General features: G+C 51.5%; 17 protein-coding genes. 8 read left to right on the plus strand and 9 right to left on the minus strand.

Translation table 11 applies throughout. The annotated features are described in order from the left end of the window. Positions 1-22: 22 nt before the first annotated feature. A complete protein-coding gene (locus tag LOS79_RS12405) occupies positions 23-370 on the plus strand; it encodes a VOC family protein (protein WP_315420015.1) in 348 nt (115 codons plus the stop codon). A gap of 94 nt (positions 371-464) precedes the next feature. Here the strand turns inward: LOS79_RS12405 and LOS79_RS12410 are convergent, their stop codons facing one another. Further along, the gene (locus LOS79_RS12410; protein ID WP_315420016.1) at positions 465-1,895 is read right to left on the minus strand and encodes a flotillin family protein; all 1,431 of its coding nucleotides are present in this window, start codon (positions 1,893-1,895) and stop codon (positions 465-467) included. Between the two features lie 10 nt (positions 1,896-1,905). After that, on the minus strand, positions 1,906-2,418 hold the full coding sequence (locus tag LOS79_RS12415; protein ID WP_315420018.1) for an NfeD family membrane protein: 513 nt from the start codon (positions 2,416-2,418) through the stop codon (positions 1,906-1,908). A gap of 523 nt (positions 2,419-2,941) precedes the next feature. Between LOS79_RS12415 and LOS79_RS12420 the strand changes: the two genes are divergently transcribed. Further along, the gene (locus LOS79_RS12420; protein ID WP_315420021.1) at positions 2,942-3,577 is read left to right on the plus strand and encodes a YczE/YyaS/YitT family protein; all 636 of its coding nucleotides are present in this window, start codon (positions 2,942-2,944) and stop codon (positions 3,575-3,577) included. A 17-nt stretch (positions 3,578-3,594) separates the two neighbouring features. Here LOS79_RS12420 and LOS79_RS12425 read toward each other — a convergent pair whose 3' ends face one another. The 3 genes from LOS79_RS12425 to LOS79_RS12435 are packed head-to-tail and all read right to left on the minus strand — an operon-like array spanning position 3,595 to position 8,591. Continuing rightward, positions 3,595-4,428, minus strand: a complete 834-nt coding sequence (locus tag LOS79_RS12425) for an MBL fold metallo-hydrolase (RefSeq protein WP_315420023.1) — start codon at positions 4,426-4,428, stop codon at positions 3,595-3,597. A gap of 9 nt (positions 4,429-4,437) precedes the next feature. Further along, the gene (locus tag LOS79_RS12430) at positions 4,438-7,188 is read right to left on the minus strand and encodes an alpha-L-rhamnosidase (protein ID WP_315420027.1); all 2,751 of its coding nucleotides are present in this window, start codon (positions 7,186-7,188) and stop codon (positions 4,438-4,440) included. A gap of 23 nt (positions 7,189-7,211) precedes the next feature. Next, on the minus strand, positions 7,212-8,591 hold the full coding sequence (locus LOS79_RS12435; protein WP_315420030.1) for an MFS transporter: 1,380 nt from the start codon (positions 8,589-8,591) through the stop codon (positions 7,212-7,214). 162 nt (positions 8,592-8,753) lie between these two features. Here LOS79_RS12435 and LOS79_RS12440 point away from each other — a divergent pair, with 162 nt between their 5' ends. Next, positions 8,754-9,821: an AraC family transcriptional regulator gene (locus LOS79_RS12440; protein ID WP_315420032.1), complete on the plus strand. Its 1,068-nt coding sequence runs from the start codon at positions 8,754-8,756 to the stop codon at positions 9,819-9,821. Between the two features lie 50 nt (positions 9,822-9,871). On the opposite strand, the gene LOS79_RS12445 is transcribed toward LOS79_RS12440, so the two are convergent. Continuing rightward, the gene (locus tag LOS79_RS12445) at positions 9,872-12,784 is read right to left on the minus strand and encodes a glycoside hydrolase family 3 C-terminal domain-containing protein (RefSeq protein WP_315420034.1); all 2,913 of its coding nucleotides are present in this window, start codon (positions 12,782-12,784) and stop codon (positions 9,872-9,874) included. A 119-nt stretch (positions 12,785-12,903) separates the two neighbouring features. On the opposite strand from LOS79_RS12445, the gene LOS79_RS12450 reads away from it, so the two are divergent. Continuing rightward, on the plus strand, positions 12,904-13,764 hold the full coding sequence (locus LOS79_RS12450; protein ID WP_315422172.1) for a helix-turn-helix domain-containing protein: 861 nt from the start codon (positions 12,904-12,906) through the stop codon (positions 13,762-13,764). A 93-nt stretch (positions 13,765-13,857) separates the two neighbouring features. On the opposite strand, the gene LOS79_RS12455 is transcribed toward LOS79_RS12450, so the two are convergent. Both LOS79_RS12455 and LOS79_RS12460 read right to left on the minus strand, forming a co-directional pair. Beyond that, on the minus strand, positions 13,858-15,834 hold the full coding sequence (locus LOS79_RS12455; protein ID WP_397386755.1) for a YjhG/YagF family D-xylonate dehydratase: 1,977 nt from the start codon (positions 15,832-15,834) through the stop codon (positions 13,858-13,860). Positions 15,835-15,853: 19 nt separating this feature from the next. After that, positions 15,854-16,639: an IclR family transcriptional regulator gene (locus LOS79_RS12460; protein ID WP_315420037.1), complete on the minus strand. Its 786-nt coding sequence runs from the start codon at positions 16,637-16,639 to the stop codon at positions 15,854-15,856. Positions 16,640-16,737: 98 nt separating this feature from the next. Between LOS79_RS12460 and LOS79_RS12465 the strand changes: the two genes are divergently transcribed. Together LOS79_RS12465 and LOS79_RS12470 are read left to right on the plus strand one after the other, a co-directional pair. Next, positions 16,738-17,667, plus strand: a complete 930-nt coding sequence (locus LOS79_RS12465) for a dihydrodipicolinate synthase family protein (RefSeq protein WP_315420040.1) — start codon at positions 16,738-16,740, stop codon at positions 17,665-17,667. Between the two features lie 116 nt (positions 17,668-17,783). After that, entirely contained in the window at positions 17,784-18,548 is a 765-nt protein-coding gene (locus tag LOS79_RS12470; RefSeq protein WP_315420043.1) for a helix-turn-helix domain-containing protein, read from the plus strand. Between the two features lie 36 nt (positions 18,549-18,584). Here LOS79_RS12470 and LOS79_RS12475 read toward each other — a convergent pair whose 3' ends face one another. Next, positions 18,585-20,126: a carboxylesterase/lipase family protein gene (locus tag LOS79_RS12475; protein ID WP_315420046.1), complete on the minus strand. Its 1,542-nt coding sequence runs from the start codon at positions 20,124-20,126 to the stop codon at positions 18,585-18,587. Positions 20,127-20,552: 426 nt separating this feature from the next. Here LOS79_RS12475 and LOS79_RS12480 point away from each other — a divergent pair, with 426 nt between their 5' ends. Both LOS79_RS12480 and LOS79_RS12485 read left to right on the plus strand, forming a co-directional pair. Continuing rightward, the gene (locus LOS79_RS12480) at positions 20,553-21,467 is read left to right on the plus strand and encodes an ABC transporter permease subunit (RefSeq protein ID WP_315420047.1); all 915 of its coding nucleotides are present in this window, start codon (positions 20,553-20,555) and stop codon (positions 21,465-21,467) included. Further along, positions 21,464-22,426 (plus strand): carbohydrate ABC transporter permease, encoded by a 963-nt coding sequence (locus LOS79_RS12485; protein ID WP_315420049.1) that lies wholly within the window; start codon positions 21,464-21,466, stop codon positions 22,424-22,426. The genes LOS79_RS12480 and LOS79_RS12485 overlap by 4 nt, the downstream gene beginning before the upstream one ends. Positions 22,427-22,462: the final 36 nt, after the last annotated feature.

Genomic DNA, 22,462 nt, shown 5'->3' on the forward strand with positions numbered 1-22,462 from the left:
GAGGAACTGGAGGCTGAGTACAATGATCATAGGGTTCGGAGGCGTATTCTGGAGAACCGGAAATCTTGAAGCTGTGAAGCAGTGGTACAATCAAGCGCTCAAGCTGGATATCGGGGACTGGAACGGCACAATGATTCAGCCGCAGCCGGGCAATCAAACGATTTTCACTTTATTTGCGGAAGATGACCGCTATTTCCCTGCCGGGCAGCAGGTCATGTTAAATTTCCAGGTAGCGGATCTGAAAGAGACGCTCAGGCATTTGGAAGAAATCGGCGTACCGCTTGCCAAGGAGCAGGAAATTAGTGAATACGGCAAGTTTGCGTGGATTGAAGATCCGGAGGGAAGGCTGATCGAGCTCTGGGAGAAGTGACAGACTGAGGCACCTTGGCTGTTAGGCGCAGCAAGCCCATCCCGCTTCTTGTAATAGAACGGGTGGGCTTGCTGGCAGGACAATAAGAATGGCTCTACTCTTTATTCCGCCCGAGCAGACCGCTGAGTGCTTCCGTCACATTCATGCCTGTGAGTGACTGGGTCAGCTCCGGAACCTGGGCCATTATTTTGGCGATATCGCCGGTAATCTTGTTCACTCCAGATGATGCGCCGTCCTGGGAGATCACAGTAATCTTATCGACCTTAGCCAGCGGGGAAGCAATCTTCTCAGCGAGCTCCGGCAGAATCTTCAGGAATTCCACAGTGAGCGCCGCCTGGGTGAACTGTTTGTACGCTTCCGCTTTTTTCTCCAGCGCCCCTGCCTCTGCGGCCCCGGACAGCTGCACGATCTCCGCGTTCGCTTTCCCCTTTGCCAGTTCAGCTTCTGCCGTAGCCAGCCCGCGTTTGGTTGTTGCGGCTGCCTCTGCCTCCGCCTCCAGAATCTGCCGCTGCTTGGCGGCTTCCGCCCGCATAATCACTGCCTGATTCTCCGCCTGCGCCGGCTTAATGACCGTTGCCTCCAGCTCCTTCTGCCGCAGCTCCACTTCGATCTCACGGACTGTGCGGTTCGCTTCCGCTTCCATCTGCGTGATCTTGACCTGCTCGGTCACGAGCGACTGGCGGATCTTATTCTGCTGAAGCTCATAGGCAAGGTCAGCCTGCGCCTTCTTCACTTCGGTCTCCAGCTTAAAGTCCGCCTGCTTAATATTCAATTCCTTTTCAAACTGTGATTCCTTGGCCCGCGCGGCGGTTCCCGCCTCGATGGTCGCCTGATGCGCATTGGCCTTGGCAATCGAGGATTCCTTCTCGGCTTCAGCCTGCTTGATCTGAATATCACGTTCGGCTTCGGCCCGGGCGATGCTGGCATCACGGCGGATACGCTCAATCTCCGGAACCCCCATATTGTCGATATACCCTTTATCATCAGTAATCTTCTTGATGGTAAAGCTGACGACCTCAAGCCCCATCTTGTCAAGGTCCTCTGAGCAGGTCTCCCGCATCTTGCTGTTGATCTCATCGGGAGTCTTGAGGATCGATTCAACCGTCAATTGCCCGATCAGCCCGCGCAGATGGCCTTCCACGGAATGAAGGATGATCGTCTCGCGGTCCTCTTCCGGGCGGTCGATGAACTGCTCGCTGGCGGTCAGAATCGCCGTCGGATCACTCTTGATCTTGATCTGGGCTACCGCCTCCAGATTCAGCTTAATGCCCTGCCGTGAGAACATCGCCTGCGCCGGGATGACATCAAAGCTCATCAGCATCATCGAGATGGTTTTGTTATTCTGGAAGCCGGGGATGACGAAGGTCCCGCCGCCCTGGACCACTCTTTTGCCGCCTAGGCCGAAGACAATCATTGCCTGGTTGGGCGGTACCTTTTTATAAGCGTTCACGATACTGAACAGAGCCAGCAGAATTATTGCCGTGATTGCTGCGATTACATACAGAATGACCATTTCATCCGACACTCCCCATACATTATAGTTGTTCTATTTCCCGTTCGAAGAACGCGACTGCCGCCAGCCCTTTATCCACCTGCAAAATAATGACCCGGTCGCCCTTAACAAGCTGCTGGCCGCTGTCTGCCCGTACACCGATAGAGCGCATGGTGCCGTGCTGCACATATTTCATCTCCCCGACTGCGCCATCCGCCGCCGCAATACTGATATATCCGAGCAGTCCGGCCGGATCATACTCCAGCTCATTCATGCTGCTGTCATAACGGTTCATCACCCGGGCCAGCACCGCATACATCAGACAGCCGGTCAGCAGGGCAATGAGCGAGCAGACCAGAATTACCGCAGTAAGCTGCATAGCACTGAACCTGGTAAGCGTATAGCCCGTGCCGCCCCAGACCGCGACAAACACCATCACCGGGAGTACAGGCACGAAGCCCGGCCCTCCGGCATCACCGGCGCCTGCACCTCCATGCAGATGACCGCCCAGGCCATGTCCGTGTATTCCGCCGCTGAGCAGCAGGAGCAGCCCCACCCAGAAGCACACGATAAATACAGTAGTGATAAGGATCCCTCCCTTTACCTGTGAACATTTACTTTCAGATGAACAGAATTTTATTGGTTGTTATAAGAATTTGCTTCATTAATTACAAACTGCTTCCCCTCCCTCAATGCACAGCAAAAAGACCACAGAAGCAGCAGGGCTATCCGTGGTCAGTTACTCGATCATGGCGCTCATCCTCTCTCTTCGGGGCTTGCGGGGTTCACCCGTTCCACTGCTGGAATTCAGCCGCTTGAGAACAGCTATATTTGATTTTCGTTGCTGATTGAATCTTACGCCTGCGGCAATACAATGTAAAACACCCCGGATGGCAAAAGAAGCTAAATAATGCCATTCCACCATGGATGTAAACGCATTCTTAAGCTTTGCTCTTAAGCGCCCGGTGATTTACTCCGTGCTGCTCCGTTTCTCGCATTCACAGCCGATTTATAGGCATTGTTGTATTTACAACAATTATTATGATGTGTATACTTTTATGTGATCTCATTTTAGAGGAATGGACGGAGCCCTTTTGCCAAAATCCCGTATAGCAACCTTTGCCGTATTCAGCGGCGGAATCATCATCTTGACCTTCGGCGTAGCGCTAACCATCCTTGCTGACCTGGGCACCTCACCGTTTGATGCCCTGTTAGTCGGCCTGTCCGAGCATGTCGGTCTGACCGTCGGCAGCTGGGAGGTGCTGATTGCCTGCCTCCTGATCGGATGCAACGCCTGCTTATCCAGACAAAGACCGGAAATGCTGGGGCTGATCACCGCTTTTATTACCGGGCTGGGCATAGATATGTGGATCTTCCTGCTGCACAAGCTGATTGAGCCTGATCTGTGGATCAGCCAAGCTGCCGCCTTCGCTCTGGGCATGGTTACCATTGGTTTAGGAACAGCGGTATATTTGCGCGCAAATTTCGCACCGATTCCTATAGACCGGCTGACCTTAGTCCTGCTGAAGATTACTAAGCTCAATATTCTGTATACCCGGACGATTATCTACCTGGTGTTCTTGCTGGCCGCTCTTCTGTTCCATGGCCCTATCGGCGCCGGTACCGTGCTTACGGTCTGCTTAGGCGGTGTAATTCTGAAGTACTGGATGTCCGTTACAGAGAAAGGCCTGGGGCGGTTATTGCCCCAAGCCTGAATCTTACGGTAACTTCTTCAATGGCTGTTAAAGATTTTATTAACATCGTAAATGATATTCCCTGTCCCGCCATCCAGGCGGTTAAAGTTCTCATCTACAGCTTTAGCAATACAGGCTGTATATTCCATAAATTCGAAAGGGATATCATCTGTCTGCCGGTCCATAATTTCGCCGCACAGATTGACGAGCTCCTCCAGGATCAGGGCGGGAGCCTCGCCCAGATGATGGCACAGATAGACCTGATCGAACTTCCCGGCCGTCTTGGAAGCCAGACTTATCATAGAATTCCTGTAGCTTTCTACAGAGCTTGAATGCTTATCGAACAGAAAGGTGGAGCGGTTGCCCGCATCCCCCAGAATCAGGGTCCGCTCTTCTTCAATTAACACAGCCATCGTACCGGGTGTATGCCCGGCTGCCGCGGATACTGCCAGTTGAACACCGCCGAGATCAAACCGGTCTCCGTCCCTTAGCGCAAGAAAATCCGGAAGCTCCGGCTGAACAAAGTCCAGCTTCCGGATCTCGGCAAGCTCCAGGCCCAGCGTCATCGCCATATACTCCTGCCTTACCTGCAGTGCCTGATGCTCCAGATAAACAGCGACATCTGCCAGATTCATATATACTTTTGCAAACTCCGGAGCACCCATAGCATGATCCACATGTCCGTGTGTCAGCAGAACAGTGAGCGGCTTGGAAGTAAGGCTCTCCACGAACGCTCTTAAGCTTCCAACACCAAGGCAGGTGTCTACTAAGACGGCCTCCCTCTCTCCCTCAATGAGATACATATATTCTTTGCTCATGCTTGTAATTCTGGTTACATGCCGGGAAATCTTCTCCGCTGAATAATAATTCATAACATACTCCTATTCCTGAAGCTTGAGGATTTCTTGTGCAGCCAGCTCTATATCTCCGCGCGTAATCCCGAAAAACTCCATCTTCGCTAATGTATTCAGGGAATGTGTTGTTCCGTCAATATCATCTAACGGGAGAAACTGGAAAATACCCGGCAGGATCCGCTGGAGAATCTCCAGTGCCCGTTCATTACGGACCAGCTCTGCCAAAGGGCTGTTCATCGAAAATAAATTACGGAAATCCTTCAGCGGCTGATACGTAAGCTCGTGGACTCCCGGACCCAGCAGAATAACACCTCCGGTATATTCAGGCAAGTGGACCTCCGCGCTGCAGGCAAATGGAACCTCGAAGCGGACCGCCACACTTCCATCGCTCTGTACCTTCCACTCTGAGCCGTAAGTCCCGCAGACAGAATCATATACCACCTTGAAAGTCTTGAATTTACGGTTAATTTGCGGTGCGAATCTTACCTTTTTGAATCCGGGTGCAAGCGGCACCAGTCCGCCCAGATTTCTGTACAGATATTCAACGATGGAGCCATATGCGTAATGATTCAGGGAATTCATCAGCGTTCCGCTGATTGTCCCGTCCGGCAGCACTGAATTCCAGCGTTCCCAGACCGTTGTTGCCCCTAAGTTAACACAGTACAGCCAGCTCGGGTACTCTTCCTGCAGCAGAAAATTCAGCGCTTCCTCCTCCATGCCGTTCTCCGCCAGCACCCGGCATAATACCGGAGCCCCTACGAAGCCGCTGGTAAGCTTATAACAATCCTTATACAACCGTTCACGCAGACCTTCAATCAGCTTCGGTTTATCGTGATAGATTCCGAAGTTCAAGGCCACAAGGTAGCCGGTCTGTGTATCTATGCTCAATCGGCCTGTGGAGGTAAAGTACTCCGCAAGAATAGCTGATTTGATCTTCTCCGCTAAACTGCCGTATTCTCCGGCAAGGTAACTTTTACCCAGAATTTCTGCAGCCTCAGCAACCAGACGGACCGATTCATAGTAATAACAGGAGCTGATGAAGTAATCATCTGTGCCGCCCTTGAAGCTCTGAGGGGATCTGCCGTCCTGAGCCAGCCAGTCCCCTATCTGAGCTCCGAAATTATACAGATACCTCTGGCCGCGCTGTTTGTCTTCGCCGGTAATATAATCCGCCCAATCCTTCATCATTGGAAAATGCTGCTCCAGCAGTTCCCTGTCGCCGTAATGCCGGTATAATACCATCGGCAGGAAGGTTCCTATATCTCCCCATACACTGCAGGCTATTGGTGGCCCAAAAACCGGAATGAATGCCGGAATGATTCCTTTATGCTTCTGCTGCTCGGTTCTCAGGTCATGGATAAACTTGCGGTAGAACGCCCGGGTATCCATGTTGTATGAAGCGGTTCCGGCAAACACCTGTGCATCTCCTGTCCAGGCAAGCCGTTCATCCCGCTGCGGGCAATCTGTAGGGAAGTCAATGAAATTCGATTTTTGCCCCCAGAGTGCATTCTGGTACAACCGGTTGATCTTCTCATTGGACGTTTCGATGAATCCGCTAGTGTCCAGGTCAGAGTAAATAATCTTCGCAACAATATCAGTTACGGCCAGCACACCGGTCCACCCGGTGACCCGGACGTATCGGAAGCCGAAAAAAGTAAACCGGGGTCTGACCTTTTCAGCAGAGCCGCCTGAAATATATACGTATTGGGATTTCGCCGAACGATAGTTATCATTGTAGAAATTACTGTTTTGCAGAATTTCACCGAAATCGAAGACCAGCTCTGTCCCGCGGGGAAAGGTATTCGTAAATTCAATGAAGCCGGACAGATTCTGGCCCATATCAAGCACCGTCTCCCCGGCCGGAGTATGGATGATCCGTTCGGGATAACGTTCCTCCTTCACTTTGACCGGCAGACTGTACCGGCTGACCAGCTTGCTTGTATCCAGATTCATTACACGCACCGGCTTCTCGGGATTCCCCTGATCATTCCAGAGGCAGCGGTTCAGAATCTCTCCGTCATAGATATCACTTAATTCCAGGTCAGAGCCCAGATAACTCCAGCTCTCATCGGTCTTTATCACCTCGACCTCACCGCTCTGACCGGTGATATGGAGCTCAGCAATACAGGCGAATTCACTGCCGAAGTTCTCCTGCAGCCCTCCCAGTCCGAAACGCCCCTTATACCAGCCGTTGCCGAGCATAATGTCAATTGAATTGTTTTCCGTCAGCAGGCCGGTGACATCATAGGTCTGATATTGAATCTCCGTATGATAATCGCTGTACAGCGGAGCCAGATATTCATCGCCTGCCTTATGAGAATTAATCATAACCTCATACAATCCGAGTCCTGTTATATACAGGCGTGCGCTGTGCACCGGACCTCGTAGGGAAAACCTGCGCCGGAAAATGGGATGATAATGATCCTCTGCCTGTGTGCCGATCCAATCTGCTGTCCAGGCCTGATCCATCTTGCCCGTTTCAAAGAACGCATTGCGGCTGACAGCTATTTCACCCTCATCAGTCTCCATTTCAACCCTGTAATAATATCTGGTCATAGGCTGGCAGGTCAGCTGCAGCTGTTCTCCCGCAGAATTCAAAGTCTCACCTTCTTGCACAAGAAGCAGGGTATCAAAGGTATCGCTCAAGCTGACTTCTATTTTGGCTCTTTTCTGTCTTTTCGCGCTGGACTCTCTCACCTTCCATGAACACTTCAGAGTGTCGTAAGCGAACCCTACCGGGTTCTCTACACCGTTTATTCTTAAATCCATCACTTTCATAACTCTTCTCCACTCCTTCTAGTCTATGAAGCTCTTCGCTCTGCCAATTCCGATAACACGCGCTGCCGTTCCCGCCCTTTATATTTGCATATCAAGAGCGGAATAGCGCCTAAGATTGAACTGATCCCCACACCGAAGGCATAAATGAAGAATAGCCCCTGCAGCGTAGATGAGCTTTGTACCCCGGCCGCATTATTGAACCCTATAACGGTTAACAGCAGGCCACAAATAAATGAACCAAATGCCGACATTATTTTCGCCGTAAGCGATTGCACTGCGAACATAATTCCTTCGGCCCGATGCCCCGTCTTCCACTCCGCATAATCAATTGAATCCACCACATAAATTGTTGACAGTGTCATGCTCACAGACATGCAGAATCCGGAAAGAACCGATATGATGAACACGAATGTTAAATGGTCGTAACCCACCACAAAATACACAGCGCCTACCAGCAAAGCAGCCATTCCGTTAAAGAGGAATAATTGCGGGGTCTCGATACGTTTCAATAGTCTAGGCACAACAACAGGCGTTAACAGAAAACCGATCATCGTCGGGATCATAATGAACGACAGCAGGGCGATACTGCCCAGATTGTAGATGGCATAATAGCTTGTAATCATGGTGATCACCATCGTTAATACCTGAAACACCTGGCTGATCATATACGACTGGAGCGGCTTGTTCATCCGCAGCAGATTCAGCATACTCTTGAAGCTCGTTTTTGTAGCAGACGGCTTCACTCTTTCCTTCACTCCGCAAAACAGAATAATGAAGCTTACCGCAGCCATAGCAGAGAACATCCACCCTAGATAGGAATAGCCTTGACCGCTGTTAGGAAGGGAAGCAAAATACGTGACCAGTACACCCCCAAGCAGGGATACAAGAATTGATCCAAGCGTAGTAGCGGATTTAGTCATACTTACCAGCGAATTTCGCTTCTGGGCATCTGTTGTGATACTTGCAGACATACTCCAGTAAGGGACATCAAATAAGGAGAATCCGATTCCCCACAACGTATACACAGTGGCTACATAAGCAATTTTCAACGCTTCCGAGGTGAAGCCTGGATTGAAAAACAGCAAAAAGGTCATCGCTGCCCAAAATAATCCGCCGAACAGAATATAAGGGCGTAATTTTCCGTATTTCGTCCGTGTATTGTCAATCAGAAAGCCCACAACCGGATCACAGAACGCATCAATAAACTTGGTGACTAACAGAATCGTCCCGATGGTAATCGGAGATATATTCATAACAGCGGTTGCAAAAACCATAAAGAACGTATTTACCACTCCGGATAAAGCAGAGTCGCCAATGCCTCCAAACAAATAACCGGTCAGCTCTCTCCTTTTAAAAGGCGTTTTGGCGGCGTTCTCATAATATTGTTCAAATCCGTTTGCCATTGCTTTTCCCCCTAAATACTCTCATGCACTACTATCAGTCTTTCTACCTGATCGGGTACCCGCTACAGCTATGTTAACCCATGAAAGCCTTTCCACCAATGTCGGTAGCTGTTGTATATACTGACCAAAGGTGATATATTCTCTGCAAAGGAGGGGGAGCAGATGAACTATGACCAATTGGATTCTTTTTTGTACGAATTAACAGACCTTGAAGCGATCCTGCAGCATTCAGAGCTGAGCGATGAACAGATTAAGGAACGGATTCTTTTCCCTGACTTCCCTGACGGATTGCATACAGAACACAGTAATTCCCTGGTCCCGCCTGTCCTCTTCCCGGAAATCACTAATCCGCCTGCTTACAATTTCACCCTCGCGAACAATGTTCTGAAGCTGAATGTAACAGGAGATGTATTCGCTATATCCCGGCATACCCGGTTTGTGAAGATGATTAATCATACACATAATCTGTTTGAGATGAACTACATCTACAGCGGGACCTTTTATCAAGAGATCCAAGGGGAGCGGTTTGAGTTACGGCAGGGGGACCTGATTATTCTGAACAAGGATGTAGAGCATTCAGTCGATAAGGTAGGAAAGGATGCTATTCTCATTAATTTTCTGGCCAAAAATGAGTTTTTCGACAATTCCTTTATCTATAAAATCCTCGGGGATAATATTCTGGGTAAATCCATCGCCTCGATCCTGACCAATGCGACCCGCGAAAATAAGTTTCTGTTATTCCATACCGCGGATCATTGGCAGATCAGGCAAACGATTCAAAACATACTTTGTGAGACCTTCGGCAGCAAAAGCACTAATCCGGAAATTATTAAAGCCTATCTGACCATTCTGTTCAGCAGGCTTCTGGAAAGTGACAGCTATGAAATGTTTATGAAAAAGATGGTGAAGACTACTAATCTTCCGGTCGTAGAACTGCTTACCTATATCGATAAAAACTATCTGAATATGACATTGGAGCAGACTGCGCAGGATTTCGGTTACTCTCCGGAGCATCTGGGACGGATTATTAAAAAGGTAACCGGCAAAACGTTCTCCGCACTGCTGCAGGAACAGAAATTCAAGCATGCTGCTCTGCTTATCCAAATGACCGACCGGACTATAGAGGATATTTCGAGGGAGATCGGATATAGCAATCTGACCTTCTTTTATAAAATATTCTTCAAATTGTACGGAATAACCCCCAAGGAGTACCGCCGGAAATTGCACTGATCACAAATACCCCGGAGGAGCTCCTCCGGGGTATTATAGGGTTGAACTGCCTAATCCAGCACCCGGAACCAGCTGATCGCTGCCGCGCCCTGGAGAACCAGATACACATCGCGGCGGCCGGTGGCCCCGCTCAGGGCAAAGGTGAAGCTGCTCCAGTCCTGCGGCCCGCCGGCCGGAATAGAGCAGCTGCCGGCAAGCGGTCCGTCCCAGGAATCCAGCCGGACTTCGGCAACCGCGGCCTCTGTGCTTGCTGCCCGCAGCTCGGCCGCGAAGACACTTCCGCCAAGCTCCGCATCGCGGAAGGCGAGCCAGCCGGTTGCGCCGCTCACATTAGCGGCGCTGCCGGATTCCCTGCATTCGCCGAGGTGAATGCCTTCGCTGGCGTCATAGTCAGCAGCCCTTGTCAGCTGCGACAGATCACGCGGCGGAATCGTCTCACCGTCTACCGTGAGCCGTCCTTCCAGCAGCAGTTTGCCGGAAGAGGAACCCAGCAGGAGGCTGTAATCACCGCTTTCGATGCAGAACCGCCCGCGTGTTACATCCCAGAAAGCCAGGGCATCAAGCGGCAGGCGGAAGCTCACTTCTGCTGATTCTCCCGGTGCCAGTGCAGTCCGCTGGAAATCGGCCAGCTGCAGGCGCGGGCGCTTCACACGCGAGGCTTCGGCGCGCACATAAAGCTGCACGACCTCTTCCCCGTAACGTCCGCTTGTATTGGTCACACGGCAGGTGATTTCAACAGCATCGTCACTTCCGGCCTTAACCCGGCGGGCGGACAGACGGAGAGCTTCATAACGGAAATCACTATACGAGAGTCCGTGTCCGAATGGATACAGCGCTTCTCCGGTGAAATACTGGTACGTGCGCCCGCCCTGAATAATGTCGTAATCCATGAACGGCGGCAGCTGGTCAACCGATTGGTACCAGGTCATATTCAAGCGGCCGGACGGATTATAGTCTCCGAATAACACATCCGCAACGCCGCGCCCAAGCTCCTGGCCGGCATGCGAGGTGTAGAGGATGGCCGGAACCTTATCCTGCAGCGTATTGATAGCAAACGGATAGCTGCCTACCACGACTACAATCGTGTTCGGATTCGCTTCAAGCACCTTCAGCACCAATTGCTCCTGGGATGCGGGCAGGGTAATATCCGGGCGGTCCATCGTCTCCTTGCCGTTAATCAGCGGATGGTTGCCGACGAATACGACTGCCGCATCTGCGCCGCGTGCGGCTTCCACGGCTGCTTCTATCCCGCTTGTTACACACTCCAGCTCGAACCTCTCCGCCGGCTTCTGCTGTGCAGCTTGTCCGATCTCCGCCGAACCGCCCACATTAATATCATTGGCCGTTTCCGCTGCAAGGCCGTCACCTGCCAGCAGGGTCCCCTGCTCGTTAAGGGTTACCGGCGTCCCGTTCCAGGTCGCAAGGGCAGCAAGCCGGGTGTCTGAAGGATCACGCCGGACTTTGAGCTCTTCCTTCGTGAACCATTCCCAAATCCGCTTGGCAGACGCATGAATCGTCTTATCATCCGTGGTCAGATAACGGCCGTTGCGCTCAGCAATCAGTGTATGGCTGTCCCAGCCCCAGTCTGCCATCTCGAACACATCCCCGTCCGCTGCCGCCTCTGCGCTGGCAGCGAGAGTTGCCTTGTCATCGTCCCCAAGGCGGACATACTTTCCGCTGCCGGCCGCTTTCAGCCGTACGCGGTCATTTCCGCGGGCAAATACAGTCTCTCCGCCGTTTCCGGCGGATTCCAGCACCTTACGAATGCCCTCCAGCGGCGTAACAGCATAAGGCATCGTGCCGCTGTACCAATCGGAATATACGATATCTGCCAGCGGTCCAATGACTGCGAGCTTGCCAAGCTTGTCCGCCTGCAGCGGCAGCATTGAGCCCTCATTCTTCAGCAATACCACGGCCTTCTGCACGGCTTCCCGGGCCAGCTCCGCGTGCTCCGGCTTAAGAATCGCTGTCTCGTCAAGCACGGCATACGGATTCCGCTCCGCCGGGTCGAACTCCCCGAGCCGGAAGCGGACCCGGAACGTATTGCGCAGGGCAATATCCAGATCGTTCTCGTTCAGCAGCCCTTCAGTCAGTGCGGTGCGGATCGCATCCGTCACTACAGCCGCTTCGTCCGTAATGCTGTCGATGCCGCCTTCGCGGACCGAACGGGCTACTGCCTCCTGCAGCGTCCCTACATAGTGGTGATCCCGCACCGTTCCGGTCACATCGAACGCATCACTGACGACGAATCCGTTCATGCCCCACTCCCGCTTGACGATATCAATCACATCGCGGCTGAGATTGGCCGGCACCCCGTTGATCGCATTATACGAGGTCATCATCGACTGGGCGCCGCCCTCTTTGAAAGGAATCTCGAACGCTTTCAGATAATACTCGCGCAGATTCCGGGGATCGAGGCTGACGGAAGTGTCACCGCGGCCCGCCTCGTTGTTATTGCCAATGAAATGCTTCAGTGTCGCAACCGCTTTCAGATAGAACGGATGGTCACCTTGAATGCCTTGCGTGAGTGCGGCAGTCAGCTTCCCGGCAAGCACCGGATCTTCACCGTAAGCCTCCTCTGTCCGGCCCCAGCGCGGATCACGCTCCATATCGACCGTAGGTGCCCAGAGGGTTAAGCCGTTATGCTCGGGGTCTCTGGTATAGAAGCCCCGCGCCTCATCGCCGATCGCACTTCCGATCCGCCGCAGCAGCTCTTTGTCCCAGGTGCAGGCCAGACCAATCGGCTGCGGGTAGGTGGTTGCTTCTCCCAGCCAGGCCATACCGTGTGCGGCTTCAGTACCGTGCTTGTAAGGCTGTATTCCCAGCCGCTCCACGGCGGCCTGATATTGCGGCATAAGGCCGATTTTCTCCTCCAGGGTCAGCCTGGCCAGCAGATCATTTACCCGGTCCTCCAGCGGCAGATCAGGGTTCCAGTAAGGGGCGGATATTTTCTCAGTTGCCATTACATCACTCTCCTATTCTATTAATCATATTACAAGTACAGCCTGCTTTTAACCTTGATTATACAGTCATACAACAGCATAATATAGACATGAAATCCTACAGATCGGGTGAGCATACTTTGAGCGATGTATATTTGAACTGGTTTACTACCGATGAACAATTCCCTTTCTTCATTCATTACGGCGGGCATGAGGAGGAGATGTCGCTCCATAAGCATGTGGATTTCTCCGAGCTGGTCATTGTCCTCAGCGGCCACGCTACCCATATAGTCAACAACGAGGAATCTTTTATCAAGAAGGGCAATGTGTTTGTCCTGAACGGCGGGACTCCGCATGCCTACAAGGCACCGTTTGAATTCAGAATCTGCAACGTAATGTTCAGGCCGGAGATGCTGAAGTCTGCCGGAGCCGACCTGCGCTCACTGAACGGTTACCAGGCGCTGTTCATTCTGGAACCCTTTTACCGCAGCATTAATCCCTACCGGAGTAAATTGAACCTGTCGATTGCCAATCTGGAATATGTCTCGGCACTGGTACAGGCTATGATCAGTGAGTATGAAACGAAGCAGCAGGGGTATCAGACGATGCTGGCCTCACGGTTCATGGAGCTGGTAGTCTATCTGTCCAGGCAATACGACCATCAGGAAAGCGGCTTAATGGGCAGCCTGATGCATCTGGCCAGCGCCATTTCCTTCATCGAGGATCACTACCTGGAGCAGATCACCCTGGAGGAGATTGCAGCCAAGTCCAATATTTCGGTCCGGCATTTGAACCGGATCTGCAAGTCGTATTATCAGACCACGCCTATTGCTTATCTGCAGCGGCTCCGTCTGGAGCGGGCCTGCACCCTGCTGAAGCAGACCAGCCTGTCCATTACAGATATTTCATACGCCTGCGGCTTCAATGACAGCAATTATCTGACACGCCAGTTTAAGAAAATCATCGGCATGACACCGAAAGCGTACCGGCGGATGCAATAAAGCGCATTGAGTGGTCCGCAAGTAGAGCTCTGCAAATCGACGGGGCCGGATGAAAGCCGCAGAGAACCGGGCTCTGAATTAAGCTTTTGGTTATTATTTCCACCCTAATGCCTGCCGGCCCGCTTCAAGGGCGGCAATGATTTTATCGGTATCATAAATGCAGCCCTGCCAGGTTCCGCCGCTGGCAGACTGCAGGGCAGCCCACAATCTCGTATCATCCGGAAGCCCGGGATCAACAGCCAGAAGCGGATGCGCAGCACGGGATGCCAGTAAAACACATCCGTCCTGTGCCAAACCGGGCAGCTCTCCGTCGCCCACGAGGCTCACACTTCCCGTCAGCCTGACTGTGTCGACAACAACCTCCACCCAGTCGCCGTCTCTCAATCTGCCGAGAGGCCCTCCGGCCAGTGCTTCCGGGCCGATATGTCCGATGCAGGCTCCTGTTGAGACTCCTGAGAAGCGGGCATCCGTGATCAGGGTGACGAACTTGCCGAAGGGCAGATGCTTAAGCGCGGAAGTTAACTGGTACGTCTCTTCCATTCCGGTACCGCTGGGTCCCCGGCCGATGACGGCAAGAATATCCCCTGCCCCGACAAGTCCAAGCTTAATACTCCGGATAGCCTCCTTTTCAGCGGTGAACACCTTTACTCTTCCCGTATGACGGTAGACACCTTCACTGTCCAAGACCGAGGGATCAATAGCAGCGGACTTGATGACCGAACCCTGCGGTGCCAGGTTGCCGGTCGGGAAGGTCATTGTTGAGGCCATTCCCTGCCGCTTGGCCTCCTCAGGACTCATAATTACGTTATCTGGATTAATCCCGTCAGCCTCCGTCAGCCGCTTCCTCATCAGCTGCCGCCGCTGTGAAGTCTCCCACCAATCCAGATTCTCTCCCAGCGTCCTGCCCGTAACGGTAAGAACCGAATCGTCAATCAGTCCCAGCCTGCGCAAGTGCAGCATGACTTCAGGAACACCACCGGCAAGAAATACGCGGATCGTCGGATGAGGCACAGGACCATTAGGCAGTACGCTGACCAGACGCGGAACTTTGCGGTTAACCTCATTCCAGTCCTCGACGCTTGGTATCCGCAGCCCGGCAGCATGGGCAATTGCCGGCAAATGAAGGAGCAAATTCGTGGATCCGCCGAATGCGGCATGAACAACCATGGCATTGCGTATCGCCTGATCCGTCAGAATATCCTTCATGACAATCCCACTATGTTCGATTTGCAGCAAGGCTCGGGCAGACTGACGCCCCATATCCTTCCATACCGGCTGTCCGGAAGGAGCCAGTGCAGCGTGGGGAACCGTCATGCCCAGCGCTTCCGCAACAACCTGAGCTGTAGCTGCTGTCCCCAGAAATTGACAACCGCCGCCGGGTGTAGCGCAAGCGCGGCAACCAAGGTCTGCCGCTTCTTCCAGGGACAGCTCGCCGTTACTGAATCTTGCCCCTATGCTCTGTACCTTGCCGGCATCCTCCCCTTGAACCGGTGGCAGTGCAACACCTCCCGGCACAATAACTCCCGGCAAATCCCGCATGCCGGCCAGGGCCAGCATCATTGCGGGCAGCCCCTTATCGCAGGTGGCTATTCCGAGCACCCCTTTGCGGGTTGGCAAGGAACGGATCAGTCGGCGCAGCACCACAGCCGCATCATTCCGGTAGGGCAATGAATCGAACATCCCCGTTGTTCCCTGGGAACGTCCGTCACAGGGATCACTTACATAGCCTGCAAACGGTATCCCCTGATGAGCGGTAATCTCATGCGCAACCTCTTCCATCATAAGCCCGATCTCCCAGTGGCCTGTGTGGTATCCAAGGGCTAGCGGACTGCCGTCTTCGCGCCGGATTCCCCCCATTGTGCCCAGGAGCAGATATTGTGGACGGTTCAGCAGTAGCGGGTTCCAGCCCATCCCTGAATTTTGGGTCATACCGAAAATTTCACCGCTGGGGGCGCTTCTCAGCATTTCTCCAGTGATGGGAAGGCTGCCTGACGGACCTTCCGCTACAGTATGTACAGTCATGGACTGATCACCAGTTTCCCTCATCATTTCCTGCAGGCTGATTTCCATGTTAACCCTTCTTTCTGTCTTATGATGTAAAACTGGCACCCGACTGTATACCCAGGGACAGCTTTTTCCCGAGCCGGGTGACTTCCTGAAGTGCCGTTTCCTGTTTATCCAGATAGGCATGCCGCAGCATGGAGGTGCTTACTGCTGCAACACCTCTCCCGGAAGCATCAGTAACCGGTGCCGCCACGCAGCAGATCCCTTCAATAATCTCTTCAAAATCCACAGAATGTCCGCTGGAGCGGATTTCAGCCAGCTTTGCCGTAAATACCTGCCAGTCTGTCACTGTGCGAGAAGTCACCCGGGATAAAAGCTTTCCCGGGTACCGCTTGTCCAGCTCCTCCGGAGGAAGCAAGGCAAGCATCATCTTGCCCATGGCTGTTGCATGGGCCGGGAACCGCATGCCCGGACTCGACGCCAGCTTCACCAGTGAAGGCCCTTCCTGCTTGGCCAGATAAATAATCTCGCTCCGGTCCAGCACCGACAACTGGAAGGTTTCCCCGACGGCTCTGACACTCTCGAGAGAAGCCTGCAGAAATTGGCTAACCAGATTGTAGTTCTGCTTATGCGACTCATTAAACACCGTATTTAGATAAGCCATCCCCGCTCCAAGGGCATAGGCCTCCTTCTCATCCCGCTTCACCCAATTCAGAGTCTCCATGGTCCGCAGCAAGGAGAACATAGAGCTTTTATTAATCTCCGTAACCTCGCACAGATCAGTCAGTTTATGCTCCCCTGGCTTACGGGCAATCGCCATAAGAATCAAATCGGCCCTTTCTAATGCCGGAACCCAATATTTACGGTCCACCCTTCAATCCCCTCTCAGAAAAACAACATTTGATTAACTTTTATTAGTTTACTATAATAATTATATGTTTATAATACCAAACCAGGAGGCAAAAACAAATGTTTATTACTCCTATAAATGCTGGCATCATCCCCCCTGTCCCCACCATTTTGAATGAGCAGCAGAAATTCGACCGTGCAGGTATGCAGCTTTTGATCAATAGCCTGATCAGCAAAGGTGTTCACGGCTTATTCTTCCTGGGAACGGCCGGAGAGTTCAGCCAGTTTACAGCGGATGAGCGTGAGGAAATTGCGGAGTTCTGCATCCGCGCTGCGGACGGCCGCCTCCCGGTCTGGATTGGAACAGGCAGCACCACGACCACAGAAGCCATCCGTCTTACCCAGCATGCCGCCCGCAGCGGGGCAGCCGGCGTTATCGTCATTAATCCTTACTACTGCAAGCTAAGCGAAGACAGCCTGTTCGCCCATTATGCAGCTATCGCCGAAGCGTCTGAGCTTCCGCTGATGCTGTATAACTTCCCGGCGCTGACCGGACAGGATTTAAGCCCTGCTCTGGTCAGACGCCTGGCGGCGGGCTACGCTCATGTGATTGGCATCAAAGAGACGGTTGATCAGCTTAGCCATATCCGCCAGATGATCCTGCTCGTCAAGGAAGTCAATCCGGCGTTCGCGGTGTTCTGCGGCTTCGATGAATATTTGCTTCCCACTCTGGCGGCAGGCGGAGCCGGAGCTATTGCGGCCAGTGCAAACTTCGCCCCGCAGCTTATGCTCGGCTTATATAAGGGTTATCAGAACTATGACCTGCCGGAGGTGCTTAAATATCACCAGAAGCTCATTCAGCTTCCTCCGCTTTATGCTCTGGATGAACCCTTTATTCCAACTATTAAGGAAGCGGTCCGCTTGGCCGGCCTTGACGTTCCAACCTTCAGTCATTCGCCCGCGAATTCATGGAGCAACGAGAAGGAACTTCAGTTGAAGCAAATATTCGGCAAATCAGGCATTCCTTATGCGGACAACTCAGCCTTTTAAAGAAACCGCTCATAGTAAACAGAACAGCGTTCCTCCGTAGTGGAGAATCGCTGCTCCGGCAACCGGTCCAATAATGTATTCAACAGATTATAACCATGGTATATGGAGGGGAAAAGATGACCCATATTCACTACGTCGAGAGCAATACTGTGCACACAGGCAATTTTGTTATTGATGTTCCCGTGGGTTATCACTGGCTGCTTGTTGTCACCAAGACCCCAGGACAATTCTGGGTAAACGGCAGGCTCGAGGAATACCCCGCCCACAGTGTAATACTCTATCGTCCACAACAGAAAGTCTATTACCGGGCTTGCACCAGTCAATTCGTCAATGACTGGATCCGCTTTGAATCCGACGAACATTACATTACAGAATCGCCGCTTCCGTTTGGCGTTCCCTTTGCTCTTAGTGACCCGGATTACTGTCAGAAGCTGTTTGAGTTGCTTGTCAGTGAACATAATTTCAACCGGGATTGCAGAGAATCATCTATCAGTCTCCTGCTGCGAACGCTGTTCAACAAGCTCTGGGAATCCTATTTTCAAGACAATATTACTCCTCAGTATTATAAATTACTGAAACTGCGCACAGCGGTTCAAAGCAATCCGGGCGATTACTGGACCGTTTCAAAGATGGCGGATTCTCTGCGGATCAGTCCAGGCTACCTCCAGAATATTTACAAAAAAACCTTTGGGATTTCCTGTATGGATGATGTCATTGCGAGCCGGATCCGCATGGCTAAAGAATATCTTATCCACAACGCCCAGAGTATTGCTGAAGTGGCTTCCCGGTGCGGATATCAGAATGTAGAGCACTTCTGCAGGCAATTCAAGCAAATTACCGGGCATACACCACGGAGCTACCAAAAGCAGGTAAAGGGATAGCATCACCTTCCGTTAACCTTGTTCACCCGTAGCAGATTATTCATACTGAAGTACAGAACTGTTCTTCCTGCAGTAATGATCTACAAGAAACTTCATCATTTCACCCGGCGGTTGCCTGGAGAACCCGGCCCGATCTGCGAACAACATCCCGTAAGGCGCTTCGGCGGTATAGGGCTCCCAGCGGGGTAATTCTTCGCCTGTTGAGTCCTGGCCGTTTGGGTCTCCGGAACGGATGAAGCCCGCCCAGTAATTGCACATCTGACGGGCCAGATCATAATGCTTACCGGTAAAGGGCCTCCAGCATTTGGCCAGCGTCTCAAAGAAGAACCAGAGATCCACGGAATGGAAGGTGCCCGGGTTGTCCCAGCCCGGTATTTCGGCATCGAAATTATAGTAATACATCGGTGCTCCGCACTCATTAACAGCCTTAGCATGCGCAGCAATGCGAATCGCATATTCTATCCCGCTAACAGATGCTCTCTGTCTGGCTTCTTCCAGGTTGTCCGGCTGAGCACCGCAAAGCGCCAGAAATTCACCAGCATCGTCACCAAACAGGTCTGCTGCCATCCTCCTGAAAGCGCCCATTGTTACTGGATCCGGTACACTAAAAAACTCCGTGGAGGTATGACCAAACATTACCGGTACCATCAGACGCTTGCCTTGAAGAAATAGCTCAAACGGATCCCCTGTCTGGAACACCTGATCTGCGACAGTCCCCCAGAATGCCCCGTATTCTACAGCCTTATCCCTCAGATAAACCGCATCCAGCTCCCGGGCTTCCGCAAGAGAAGAGACACCCAGGTAATGGAAAAAAGCGATACCGTCCTGTTCAGCCTCTTTCAAATGATTCCGGAGCGCAGGCATGAGCGTGCCCGGATACAGCTTCGTGAAGATTCCGCTTTGCACAATCGCCCGCTGAAAGAGCCCTTCATTCTGAGGTGAGGTAAGCTGGCTCATGACGCTTCCGCCTCCCGCCGATTGTCCGCCGATCGTGATGTTGTCCGGGTCGCCGCCGAAGGCTGCAATATTGCGTTTAACCCAGCGGGTTGCGGCCTGTTGGTCAAGATTGCCGAAATTAGCCGGTGCCTCCGGCGCTTCCGCCGTTATTTCGGGATGGCACAGGAAACCGAAAATATTCAAGCGGTAATTAATCGTGACGACCACAATACCGCGGCGTGCAATGCGTTCACCGTCAAATTCCATTTCAGACGGGTGACCTACCTGCAGTCCGCCTCCGAAATACCAGACGTATACCGGAAGCTTGTCTCCAGTCTGCTTGGCTGGTGTCCATACATTCAGGTAAAGGCAATCCTCGCTCATGGCTATATCCGGCTCTACAGCCCACTCCCGGGTATAGATGTTATTGTCATCGACCTCCTGTCTTACCTGCATGGAAATCGGAGCATAGCTGTAGGCCTGCAGCACACCCTTCCAATCCTCAGCCGGCTGCGGAGACCGCCAGCGGTTGCCGCCTACAGGCGGAGCAGCGAAAGGTATTCCTTTGAAGCTTGTTATCCGGGGATCGGCGGCAGGCAGCCCCTGGACCGTCCCGTTTTCAACTATTACTGTTCTAAGCACATCATCAGCTCCATTATCTAGTGTAAGTCTTTTCAGCGCTTTCCTAGACGAAATTGTAATTTACTCCTCAGTCTAAAACAATGATCAAAGCAAAAATGCAATTGATATATTCTAATAGATAATCCTTATTCACATAATGTAATTCATTTTCTTTTATATGGTTTTGAAGATAATTTATGTTATGAAGACTTTGATTATATCGTCTATATCTAACAATAGATCAATAACTCGTGCGGATAGGTCATTGTTTGAGTGATCTTGATAAATTATTATAGTTTCGTAGTATGTAAGCGTTATCAACAAAAAAGGGGCAACAGTCTTTTACTTCCATTTACAGCCGGCATTGTAGTTGAACTGAGAAAGGAGGGGGGTTAAGAAGAAGCTCGAAGTAATATGAATTATGATTTTAGAAAAAGGAGTGATAAGATGCGCAGTCACAGCATGAAAAGCAATTCTATACGCAAGTTCCTTTATATTTCGCCGTTTATGGTTCTACTTGCTGTCTTTGCGTACTACCCACTCTATGGATGGGTTTATGCCTTCTTTGATTACACCCCGCCGATTCCGCTGTCACAATCGCCGTTTGTCGGCCTTAAATGGTTTCATTCCCTTATTGAGAACCAGGTGAAGATCGATCAGTTGCTTCAGGTCATCAAGAATACCTTCGGCATCAGCGGACTCAGTATCCTTTTCTCCTGGCTGCCGATGATCTTTGCTATTTTCCTGACTGAGATTAAGGCTGTGCGGTTCCGCAAATTTATCCAGACTGTAACCACTCTGCCTAACTTTATCAGTTGGGTCCTGGTCTACTCACTGGCATTCTCCATGTTCTCCAGTGAAGGTGTGGTTAACGGCTTCCTGCACCAGATGGGATTTATTGATTCCCCCGTTCTCCTCCTTCAGAGCTCGGAGCATGTCTGGGTTACAATGTGGGTATGGATTACCTGGAAGACACTCGGCTGGTCAGCCATCTTGTATATAGCGGCCATTATGGGTATTGATGAATCCTTATATGAAGCTGCTTATGTAGATGGCGCAACAAGAATGCAAGTCATCCGGCATGTGGTCCTGCCGAGTATGCTGCCGACTTATTTCGTCTTGCTGATGCTGCAGATTGCCAGCTTTCTGAACAACGGGCTGGAGCAATATTTTGTGTTTCAAAATGCGTTCAATAAAGACACCATCCAGGTGCTTGATTTATATGTATACAACCTGGCCATGGGGGGCGGGAGCTACTCCGTATCCGTCGCGATTAGTATGCTGAAGAGTATCATAAGCGTTGTGCTTCTCTTCTCGGTAAACGGGCTGTCCAAATTGTTAAGAGGAGAGGGCATCGTATGAGTGACAATCAGACCGGGCTTTCACCGAATTCCAGGGATATTGACTTCAACAAAAAAATGAAGATGCAGGTCAGCACAGCCGACAAGCTCATTTCAATTACGGTCTATATCCTGTTTTCCCTCTTCGCATTTGTCTGCGTATACCCGTTTTATTCGATCATTATCAACACCATAAGCGCCAACGATCTCAGCGCCAAGGGCGAGATTATTTTTTGGCCGAAAGGTATCCATTTCCAGAATTATATTGATGTGTTTAAGATACCGGGCCTGGGAAATGCTTTTGTCGTTTCATTGGCCAGAACGGTTATCGGTACTTTGCTGACGGTCGGCGCTTCAGCCTTTCTGGGGTTTATGTTTGCCCAGGAAGATATGTGGGGGAAGAAATTCTGGTACCGTTTTACGATTATTACGATGTTCTTCAATGCGGGCATCATCCCGTGGTATCTGACCATGAGATCCCTGCACCTGACTGACAATTTTCTGGCCTACATTCTTCCGTCCATTGTCGCACCCTTTTTCATCATCCTTGTAAAAACCTTTGTAGAAGCAACACCTAAGGAACTCCAGCAGGCGGCCGCTATTGACGGTGCCGGAATTTTCACCATTTTCTACAAGGTCATTTTACCGATCAGCAAGCCGATCCTCGCGACAGTTGCCATCTTCTCGGCTGTGAACCAGTGGAACTCCTTCCAGGATACACTGCTGCTGGTAACAGACAGCAAATTGTATAGTTTACAGTTCATTCTGTATAACTACATCAATCAGGCAAGTTCCTTGTCCACCATGGTCAATCTGCAGAATGCCGGTTCAACGGCGATGGCTACCCTGGCTACCAAACAGACCTCCACCTCCATCCGCATGACGGTTACCATTATCGTTGTTGCACCGATTTTGCTGGTTTATCCGATCTTCCAAAGGTTTTTCGTCAAAGGAATTATAATCGGTGCGGTCAAAGGTTAAGCTGCGCCATTATGATAAATTAAAGATCCGGGGGGC

The organism is Paenibacillus sp. MMS20-IR301, from assembly GCF_032302195.1.
Lineage (GTDB): Bacteria > Bacillota > Bacilli > Paenibacillales > Paenibacillaceae > Paenibacillus_AQ.

Coding starts and splice junctions, on each gene's coding strand:
- LOS79_RS12405 (WP_315420015.1), top strand. CDS start 23: ATGATCATAGGGTTCGGAGGCGTATTCTGGAGAACCGGAAATCTTGAA.
- LOS79_RS12480 (WP_315420047.1), top strand. CDS start 20,553: ATGCGCAGTCACAGCATGAAAAGCAATTCTATACGCAAGTTCCTTTAT.
- LOS79_RS12470 (WP_315420043.1), top strand. CDS start 17,784: ATGACCCATATTCACTACGTCGAGAGCAATACTGTGCACACAGGCAAT.
- LOS79_RS12465 (WP_315420040.1), top strand. CDS start 16,738: ATGTTTATTACTCCTATAAATGCTGGCATCATCCCCCCTGTCCCCACC.
- LOS79_RS12425 (WP_315420023.1), bottom strand. CDS start 4,428: ATGAATTATTATTCAGCGGAGAAGATTTCCCGGCATGTAACCAGAATT.
- LOS79_RS12485 (WP_315420049.1), top strand. CDS start 21,464: ATGAGTGACAATCAGACCGGGCTTTCACCGAATTCCAGGGATATTGAC.
- LOS79_RS12445 (WP_315420034.1), bottom strand. CDS start 12,784: ATGGCAACTGAGAAAATATCCGCCCCTTACTGGAACCCTGATCTGCCG.
- LOS79_RS12420 (WP_315420021.1), top strand. CDS start 2,942: ATGGACGGAGCCCTTTTGCCAAAATCCCGTATAGCAACCTTTGCCGTA.
- LOS79_RS12435 (WP_315420030.1), bottom strand. CDS start 8,591: ATGGCAAACGGATTTGAACAATATTATGAGAACGCCGCCAAAACGCCT.
- LOS79_RS12455 (WP_397386755.1), bottom strand. CDS start 15,834: ATGGAAATCAGCCTGCAGGAAATGATGAGGGAAACTGGTGATCAGTCC.
- LOS79_RS12430 (WP_315420027.1), bottom strand. CDS start 7,188: ATGAAAGTGATGGATTTAAGAATAAACGGTGTAGAGAACCCGGTAGGG.
- LOS79_RS12440 (WP_315420032.1), top strand. CDS start 8,754: ATGAACTATGACCAATTGGATTCTTTTTTGTACGAATTAACAGACCTT.